Here is a 9,025-nt window from a genome sequence, read left to right as displayed (position 1 = left end):
AGTTCGCCGCACGCTCCATGGCGGTCTCGATCAGCTCGGAGATCAGCTCGGCATAGGTCATGCCGGACGCGATCCAGCACTTCGGGAACATCGAGATCGGCGTGAAGCCGGGCATCGTGTTGAGCTCGTTGACGTAGAGCGTGTCCGCTGCGAGGAAGAAGTCCACGCGGGCAAGTCCACGGCCGTCGACCGCGTCGAACGAGCGGATGCCGAGCTCCTGGACTCGGGCGATCTCGGCCTCGGTCAGATCGGCCGGGCACACCACGTCCGCACCGCCGCCGCCGAGGTATTTGCCCTCGAAGTCGTAGAACTCGCGCGTGGTCAGCACGATCTCACCGGGCAGCGAGGCACGCGAACCTGCTCCCCCGCGGCCCTCGAGGATCGCGACCTCGATCTCGCGACCGACGATCGCCTCCTCGATCAGCACCTTCTCATCTTCGGCGAACGCGATTTCCAGCGCCGAATCAAGATCACCGAGCTCGGCGACTTTCGAAACGCCCACGCTCGACCCGGCCCGCGCGGGCTTGACGAACATCGGCAGCCCGAGGGCGGCGGCATCCGTCCGCACGCTTTCGGGGTCCCGCGCCCAGCCCGATCGCGTGACAGTGACCCACGGCGAGACGGGGATGCCGGCCGACTGCAAGACGATCTTCATGAAGTGCTTGTCCATGCACAGCGCGGAATCGAGAACCCCGCCGCCCGCATACGGGATCTCGAGCGTGTCCAGGAAGCCCTGCACCGTGCCGTCCTCGCCGTGCACGCCGTGCAGTATCGGCAGGACGACATCGACCGCGCCGAGGTCTGAGATCGAACCGTCTGCACGACGTACGCGCAACGCACGATCGCCGCCGCCCTCGGGCCACAGGATGCGGGTGCCGTTGTCGGCGACCTCGGGCAGCCTGTGGGCGTCGAGCGCGAACTTGTCGGGATCGTCGTCTTCGAGCACGAACACGCCGTCGCGGGTGATCCCGATCGGGATCACCCGGTAGCTGTCACGACTGATCGCGCGAAGGACGCCGCCCGCCGTTGCGGAACTGATCGAGTGTTCGCTGGAGCGACCTCCAAAGAGCACCACCACCGCCGGCTTGTCCATTCAGCGTCCTCTCGCCCTGGGGCTCATCGTCGTCCGTGGTGAGGTGTGGTGCGATCTCACGCGGGTCCATCGTCCCATCCAGCACCATCTTGACCTGCTCGACGATCGGCATCAGGATGCCGGCCTCGCGGGCCAGCTGCAGCACCGGCGCCACCGACGCCAGTCCTTCGGCGGTCTGGTTCATCTGCTTCACGACATCCTGGAAGCTGTAGCCCTGGCCGAGCAGCCTGCCGGCCGTGTTGTTGCGGCTGAGCGGCGACTGGCAGGTCGCAATCAGGTCGCCGAGGCCGGCCAGGCCCTGCAGCGTCGCAGGATGCGCGCCCTGGGCGACGGCGAAGTCGGTCATCTCGACCAGACCGCGCGTGATGATCGACGCCTTCGTGTTCTCCCCGTAGCCGACGCCGTCGACGATGCCGATCGCGACGGCGATGAGGTTCTTCAGCACGCCGCCGAACTCCGTTCCGATCACGTCGGTGTTCACGAAGGTGCGGAAGTAGCGATTGCGCGCGCGCCGGGCGACCGCGTCGGCCGTGTCCTGACTCACCGAGGCGATCACCGCGGCGGTCGGCTGCTCCCGCGCGATCTCGAGGGCCAGGTTGGGGCCGGACGCGACGGCGATGCGGGACGGATCGCAGTGCAGCTCCTGCTCGATCACCTGACTCATCCGCAGCCCGGTGCGCCGCTCGACGCCCTTCATGAGCGAGACGATCGGCGCGTCCGTGCTCGAGACCAGCGAACGCATGCCCTTGAGGTTCTGGCGCGCCGCCTGGCTGGGGATCGACAGGAACACCTGTTCGGCGCCCTCGAGGGCCTCGGACAGGTGGTGGGTCGCGTACATCTCGCGCGGAAGGTTGATGCCCGGCAGATACTCGCTGTTGCGCTTGGCCTCGTTGATCTCGCCTGCCAGCTCGGGGCGTCGTGCCCACATCGTCACATGCGCGCCGCCGTCGGCGAGCACCTTGCCGAACGTCGTGCCCCAGCTGCCCGCGCCGATGACGGCCACGCGCGGCAGTCCGGGATCCTGCCTACGGTTCAAGACGACCTGTCTCACTTTGCCCATGCGCGGCGGGATTCCACCGCTTCTCGGGAGCCGGTTCGCCGCGCAGCTGCGCCAGCAGCTGAGCGATCGCGTTCATCAGCCGGTCGGTGGCGGCGGCCAGGGCCGCGGTCCGGGCGGTCACCCCTTCGAACTCAGAGAGGTCGATGGGGTCGCCGACGATGACCTTCACGGGCCGGCGCAGCGGCCAGAAGCTGAGCTTTCCGTAGCGGGGCATGATCTTCTGTCCGCCCCAGTGCGCCATCGGGATGAGGGGGATGCCGTCCGCCAGCGCGAGCCGGACCGCGCCGGACAGCCCGCGCATCGGCCAAAGGTCGGGGTCGCGCGTGAGGGTGCCCTCGGGGTACACGATGACGCCGCGACCGTGCTCGACGAGGGCCTTGGAGTCTTCGACCGTCTGCCGCGTGGCGGACGCCGACGAGCGCGCCACCGGCACCATTCCTGCGGCCCGCAGGACCCAGCCGAGCACGGGCACCTTGAACAGGCTCGCCTTGGCCATGAAGCGCGGCGCCCTGCCCATGCGCCAGACCGCGACCGCGACGATCAGCGGGTCGAACTCGGTCGAGTGGCTCGGCGCGAGGATGAACGCGCCCTCGCGGGGGAGCTTGTGACCGTCGATGATCTCGATCTTCGCGAAGAAGCCGGTGAGCGGGATGACGATCGCCGCCAGCGGCCAGAAGACACTGGGGCGGGACTTCTCGGGGTTCCTGAAGTGCCCGGACTCGGGCAGTCGGGGCGAGGAGGGTGCCACGCGCGGACTATCCGATGACATCGAAGTCTGCGCCGAGGGCGTCGAGCTTCGTGAAGAGCTTCTCGTAGCCGCGGCGGATGATCCCGACATTGCGCACCACCGACTCCCCCTCGGCCGCCAGTGCCGCGATGAGGTAGCTGTAGCCTCCGCGCAGGTCGGGCACGACGACGTCCGCACCGTGCAGCGGAGTCGGTCCGTTGATCACGGCGGCCTGCTCGAGTGCGCGGCGCGGGACCCGGCGGTCGGGGCTGTCGATGCCCTCGGGATGCACGACGATGTCAGCTCCCATCTGCACGAGCGCCTCGGTGAACCCGAGCCTGTTCTCGTAGACGGTCTCGTGGACGATCGAGCGGCCCTCGGCCTGGGTGAGCGCCACGATGAGCGGCTGCTGCCAGTCGGTCATGAAGCCGGGGTGCACATCGGTCTCGACGACCACGGGCTTGAGCGGTCCGCCGCGCCGGAAGCGGATGCCGTCCTCGTGGATGTCGAACTCTCCGCCCGCCTTGCGGTAGACGTTGAGGAAAGTGAGCATCTCCTGCTGCTTGGCCCCGCCGACGAAGATGTCGCCGTCCGTCGCGAGGGCCGCGCACGCCCAGGAGGCGGCCTCGTTGCGGTCGAAGATGCAGCGGTGATCATAGCCGCGCAGGCGGTCGACACCCTCGATGAGGATCACCCGGTTCGGCTCGTACGAGATGATCGCGCCCATCTTCTGCAGCACCGCGATCAGATCCATGATCTCCGGCTCGATCGCGGCGCCGCGCAGTTCCGTGACGCCGCTCGCCTTCACGGCGGTGAGCAGCACCTGTTCGGTGGCGCCCACGCTCGGGTAGGGCAGTTCGATCTTCGCGCCGGTCAAGCCGTTCGGAGCCGTGATGCGGATACCCTCGTGCGTCTTCTCGACGACCGCGCCGAAGGCGCGCAGCGCGTCCATATGGAAGTTGATCGGCCGGTCGCCGATGCGGCAGCCACCGAGGTCGGGGATGAGCGCCTCGCCGAGCAGGTGCAGCAGGGGCCCGCAGAACAGGATCGGGATGCGCGAAGCGCCGGCGTGCGCGTCGATCTCCTCGAAGTGCGCCGACACGGCTCCGCTCGGGTCGAAGACGAGCGAGCCCTCTTCGTCGCCCTCGTGCACGGTCACGCCGTGCACTTCGAGAAGGGATCGGACGACCTGCACATCGCTGATGTCGGGGACATCACGCAGCACACTCACGGTCTCGCCCAGCAGGGCGGCGACCATCGCCTTGGTCGCGAGGTTCTTGGCACCCTTGACCTCGACACGGCCGCTGAGCGGTCGCCCGCCGCGGATCGCGAGTGTTTCTCCGGACAGCTCATCTCCCGCTTTGCTCTGTGCCTGATCGTTCGATCGAGCACCGTCGTCTAGGAGTGTCTTCATCCGGTGGAACCTCACTTGTGTGTGTCGAGGGAACGGCTGTCAGCGATCCGCCCTTGTGGAGCGGATGCCCGAGCATATGGAACCGCCTGAGTCTAGGGAACAGGCAGAGTCCGCGGCCGCCACGCCTCGCGGCGAGCCTCGAACTGCGCGATCTTGTCTTCGTTGCGCAGAGTGAGCCCGATGTCGTCGAGCCCTTCGAGAAGCCGCCACCTAGTGTAATCATCGATCTCGAAAGGCACCTCGAAGTCAGCGATCGACGCGATGCGGCGCTCGAGATCGATGGTCATGCTGACGCCGGGCTCGGTGTCGATGGCCGCCCAGATGCGCTCGAGGTCCGCTTCCGAGATCACCCCGGTCAGCAGTCCCTGCTTTCCGGAGTTGCCGCGGAAGATGTCGGCGAACTTGGGACTGAGCACGACGGTGAAGCCGAAGTCGCGCAGCGCCCACACAGCATGTTCACGGCTCGACCCGGTGCCGAAGTCAGGGCCGGCGACGAGGATGCGGGCACCCTGGAAGACGGGCTGATTCAGGACGAACTCAGGATCCTGGCGCCACGCGGCGAACAGGGCGTCTTCGAAACCGGTCTTGGTGACGCGTTTGAGATAGACCGCCGGGATGATCTGGTCGGTGTCGACATTGGAGCGCTTCAGCGGCGCGGCGATGCCGGTCTGGGTGACGAACTTCTCCATGATCAGACCTCCCCCGCCTGGACGCGATCGTAGATGGGCGTGTCCTCGAGGTCGTCGGGTGCGGCCAGGTCGCTGGGGCTGGACAGGGTGCCTCGCACTGCCGTCGCGGCAGCCACGAGCGGCGACACGAGGTGCGTACGACCCCCCTTGCCCTGCCGACCCTCGAAATTTCGGTTGCTCGTCGATGCGCAGCGCTCGCCGGGTGCGAGCTGGTCGGGGTTCATGCCGAGGCACATCGAGCAGCCGGCGAAGCGCCACTCGGCGCCGAACTCGACGAAGATCTTGTCGAGGCCCTCGGCTTCGGCCTCGAGCCGCACACGGGCGGAGCCGGGGACCACCATCACCCGCACGCCATCGGCCTTCTTTCGGCCCTTCACGATCGAGGCGAACGCGCGCAGGTCCTCGATGCGGCTGTTCGTGCAGGATCCCATGAACACCGCGTCGACCGGAACCTCCTTGAGCGGGGTTCCAGGCGTCAGCGCCATGTATTCCAGCGCCCGCTCGGCCGCGGCGCGGTCGTTGGGGTCGGCGTAGTCTTCCGGAGACGGCACGACGTCGCTCAGCGAGACGCCCTGGCCCGGGTTGGTGCCCCAGGTGACGAAGGGCTCGAGCTCGTCCGCGTCCAGGTATACCTCGGCGTCGTAGGCGGCACCCTCATCGGTGGGAAGGGTTCGCCAGTAGGCGACGGCATCCTCCCAGTCCTGGCCCTGCGGGGCGTGCGGCTTGTCCTTGACGTATGCGAAGGTCGTCTCGTCGGGGGCGACCATGCCCGCGCGTGCGCCAGCCTCGATCGACATGTTGCAGATCGTCATCCGCCCCTCCATGGAAAGGGCGCGGATCGCGCTGCCGCGGAACTCGAGCACGTAGCCCTGGCCGCCGCCGGTGCCGATCTTGGCGATCACCGCGAGGATGATGTCCTTCGCCGTCACGCCCGGCTTGAGGGTGCCTTCCACGGTGATCGCCATCGTCTTGAAGGGCGTGAGGGGCAGCGTCTGGGTCGCCATCACGTGCTCGACCTCGCTGGTGCCGATGCCGAAGGCCATTGCGCCGAACGCGCCGTGCGTCGACGTGTGCGAATCGCCGCAGACCACGGTGATTCCCGGCATCGTGAGCCCCAGCTGCGGACCGACCACGTGGACGATGCCCTGCTCCTCGTCGCCCAGCGAGTGCAGACGCACGCCGAATTCCGCGGCGTTGCGGCGCAGCGTCTCGATCTGGGTGCGGCTGGTGAGGTCGGCGATCGGCTTGTCGATGTCGAGCGTGGGCGTGTTGTGGTCTTCCGTCGCGATGGTCAGGTCGGGGCGGCGCAGCGGACGGCCCTCTGCCCGCAGCCCGTCGAAGGCCTGCGGGCTGGTGACCTCGTGCACGAGGTGCAGGTCGATGTAGACCAGGTCGGGCTCGCCGTTCTCGCCCTTGACGACCAGATGGTCTTCCCACACCTTCTCGGCGAGCGTGCGCGGCTGGTCGGGGATGCTGATGGTCATGTGTCTCGTTCTCCAGGAAAAGGGATCAAGCCCGTCGCGAACTCCGCGACGAGGAAGGCCTGAGATTACGAGGACTCGCCGCGGCCGCTAAGGAGAAGGAGAGCGATCCGCACCTCCTGAGGATACCACCGGCACAGGATGCGGCATCCTCGGGTCCGTCAGAGGGCCTGGCGCTGCTCCACGAGCGGGCATGCGAACGGGTCACGCTCGCCCAGCCCCACTCTGTTGATGTAGCGGATCACGATGCCGTACGACTCCAGGAGCCCGGTGACCGTATAGGGCACGCCATGGCTGATGCAGTAGTCCTGCACCATCGGGGCGACGCGGCGCAGATGCGGACGCGGCATGGACGGGAACAAGTGGTGCTCGATCTGGTAGTTGAGGCCGCCCATCGCGACATCCAGCGCACGGGTGCCGCGCACGTTGCGGCTCATCAGAACCTGCCGGGTGAGGAAGTCGAGCTTCGCGTCTTTCGGAACGAGGGGCATGCCTTTGTGGTTCGGCGCGAAGACCATGCCCATGTAGACGCCGAACAGCCCGAGCTGCACCGCGAGGAACACGAATGCGATGCCGGGCGAGAGCACCAGGAACACGAGGGTGACGAAACCCGCGAGGCGCAGCGTCAGAAAGGCCATCTCGACCCAGCGTCGTTCCAGCTTTTCAGGCGACGTGACCCGCCGCACGCCGGACGCGTGCAGCGAGAGGCCCTCGAGCAGCAGGATCGGGAAGAAGAAGATGCCCTGGTGGGCGACCAGCCACTGGGCGAACGGAGACCGCGGTGCGCGGGCCTGCTCGGGGGTGAACGAGATCACCGGCAGATCGATGTCGGGATCGACGTCGATCTTGTTCGGGTTCGCGTGGTGGCGGGTGTGCTTGTGCTGCCACCACCCGTAGCTCATACCCACGAACAGGTCGCCGATGATCAGGCTGACCCAGTCGTTCCATCGCCCCGACACGAAGATCTGCCGGTGGGCGGCGTCGTGTCCGAGCATGGCGATCTGCGTGAACAGGATCGCGAAGCCGACCGCCGTGAACAGCTGCCACCACGTGTCGCCGATCCAGATGAATGCGAGCACGGCCGTGGCGAGCACGACCGGGACGGCGATGAGTTTGGTCCAGTAGTACCCGTAGCGGCGTCTCATCAGGCCGGAGCCGCGAACGATCGCGGCGAGCTCGGTGAAATCACTGCCCGTGTGAACCGTGGTCTGGCGCTTTTTGGTCGAAACAATGCCTGGAGACATCGCGACCTCCTTAGGTCGCTTCCTGTGGCGGACGCCGACGAGTCCGCTGACTTGTTCGGAACGTACTCCTCGAACCTGTGTGACTCACAGCTTTTCGGACAGCCGCGCGCGCGGCCTTCGGACAGCTACGCCCCGGGCTCCTCGGGTACGGCTGCATTCCTGTCGCGCGCCGAGGCGATCAGGCTCGCGATCGTGGCGACGACCATCGACAGCACGATCACGGCCAGCGACATCCAGGTCGAGATCTCCGGCGCCCACTCGATCGGCTCACCGCCATTGATGAAGGGCAGCTCGTTCACGTGCATCGCGTGGAAGACGAGCTTCAGTCCGATGAAGGCGAGGATGAACGCGATGCCGTAGTGCAGGTAGCGCAGGCGGTCGAGCAGGTCTCCGAGCAGGAAGTAGAGCTGGCGCAGACCCATCAGGGCGAAGATGTTCGCGGTGAACACGATGAACGGGCTCGTCGTGATGCCGAAGATCGCCGGGATCGAGTCGATCGCGAACAGCAGGTCGGTCACGCCGATCGCGGCGAAGACGATGATCATCGGCGTGAAGATCTTCTTGCCGTCGACGACGGTGCGGATCTTCGCCCCGTCATAGTGATCGCTGATGTCGATCGTGCGACGCAGCAGCCGAACGACGAAGTTCTCGCGCTTGACCTCATCGTCGTGATGGCCGCCGGGGAATGCCTGCCGGTAGGCGGTCCACACCAGGAATGCCCCGAAGATGTAGAACACCCAGCTGAACTGCTCGATCGCCGCGGCGCCGATCAGGATGAACCCGCCGCGCAGGATGAGGGCGATGATGATGCCTACCATCAGCACTTCCTGCTGGTAACGGCGCGGCACCGCGAACTGGCTCATGATGAGCACGAAGACGAACAGGTTGTCGATGGACAGGCTGTACTCCGTGAGCCAGCCGGCGACGAACTGGCCGGCATACTCGGGTCCGGCGAAGACCCACATGAGCCCGGCGAAGATCAGGGCGAGCGTCACGTAGAAGACGACCCAGAGCGTCGATTCGCGGGTGGACGGGATGTGCGGGCGCTTGAGGATCAGCAGCAGGTCGGCGGCGAGGATCAGAGTCAGCACGACGAGCGAGCCGATTTCGAACCAGAGTGGAAGTTGCAGGTCCAAGCCAGGGCCTTTCAAGAGGGGGCGGGGTCGATCGAATCCCGAAAGTCTCTCCCCCGCGACATCCGGGAACCCGGACTGCCGAGGTGCGTGCCCGGAGAGGCGGCGATGGCTCCCGTGATGACGGACACGCGATGACGGGATACTCCCTCTCGCCTGATCAGAATACAGGCTGAGACGATCG

At 66.7% G+C, this 9,025-nt stretch carries 8 protein-coding genes; all 8 read right to left on the bottom strand.

Annotation, left to right across the window (positions count from 1 at the left end; all coding sequences use genetic code 11):
• Nucleotides 1-1,093 (bottom strand): D-alanine--D-alanine ligase family protein (locus tag QZV84_RS08500; protein ID WP_292828246.1); only part of this gene is annotated, 1,093 nt, incomplete at its 3' end.
• The gene (locus QZV84_RS08495; protein WP_292828243.1) at nucleotides 993-2,153 is read right to left on the bottom strand and encodes an NAD(P)H-dependent glycerol-3-phosphate dehydrogenase; all 1,161 of its coding nucleotides are present in this window, start codon (nucleotides 2,151-2,153) and stop codon (nucleotides 993-995) included. The genes QZV84_RS08500 and QZV84_RS08495, both read right to left, overlap by 101 nt.
• The gene (locus tag QZV84_RS08490; RefSeq protein WP_292828240.1) at nucleotides 2,119-2,901 is read right to left on the bottom strand and encodes a lysophospholipid acyltransferase family protein; all 783 of its coding nucleotides are present in this window, start codon (nucleotides 2,899-2,901) and stop codon (nucleotides 2,119-2,121) included. The genes QZV84_RS08495 and QZV84_RS08490 overlap by 35 nt, the downstream gene beginning before the upstream one ends.
• 7 nt (nucleotides 2,902-2,908) lie before the next feature.
• Nucleotides 2,909-4,294 carry a UDP-N-acetylglucosamine 1-carboxyvinyltransferase gene (gene murA / locus QZV84_RS08485; RefSeq protein WP_292828237.1) on the bottom strand — a complete coding sequence of 462 codons (1,386 nt, stop codon included), beginning with the start codon at nucleotides 4,292-4,294 and terminating at the stop codon, nucleotides 2,909-2,911.
• A 92-nt stretch (nucleotides 4,295-4,386) separates the two neighbouring features.
• A complete protein-coding gene (gene leuD / locus QZV84_RS08480; protein WP_292828234.1) occupies nucleotides 4,387-4,983 on the bottom strand; it encodes a 3-isopropylmalate dehydratase small subunit in 597 nt (198 codons plus the stop codon).
• Nucleotides 4,984-4,985: 2 nt separating this feature from the next.
• Complete coding sequence (leuC, locus tag QZV84_RS08475) at nucleotides 4,986-6,467, bottom strand: 3-isopropylmalate dehydratase large subunit (RefSeq protein WP_292828231.1); 1,482 nt, start codon at nucleotides 6,465-6,467, stop codon at nucleotides 4,986-4,988.
• A gap of 158 nt (nucleotides 6,468-6,625) precedes the next feature.
• Complete coding sequence (locus tag QZV84_RS08470; RefSeq protein ID WP_292828228.1) at nucleotides 6,626-7,708, bottom strand: acyl-CoA desaturase; 1,083 nt, start codon at nucleotides 7,706-7,708, stop codon at nucleotides 6,626-6,628.
• 125 nt (nucleotides 7,709-7,833) lie between these two features.
• Entirely contained in the window at nucleotides 7,834-8,844 is a 1,011-nt protein-coding gene (locus tag QZV84_RS08465) for a TerC family protein (RefSeq protein ID WP_292828225.1), read from the bottom strand.
• Nucleotides 8,845-9,025: the final 181 nt, after the last annotated feature.

The sequence above is a fragment of the Microbacterium sp. genome (genome assembly GCF_011620715.1).
Classification (GTDB): Bacteria; Actinomycetota; Actinomycetes; order Actinomycetales; family Microbacteriaceae; genus Microbacterium.
The sequence above is the reverse complement of the archived record's forward strand: the minus strand, read 5'-3'. Positions and strand labels throughout refer to the sequence as shown.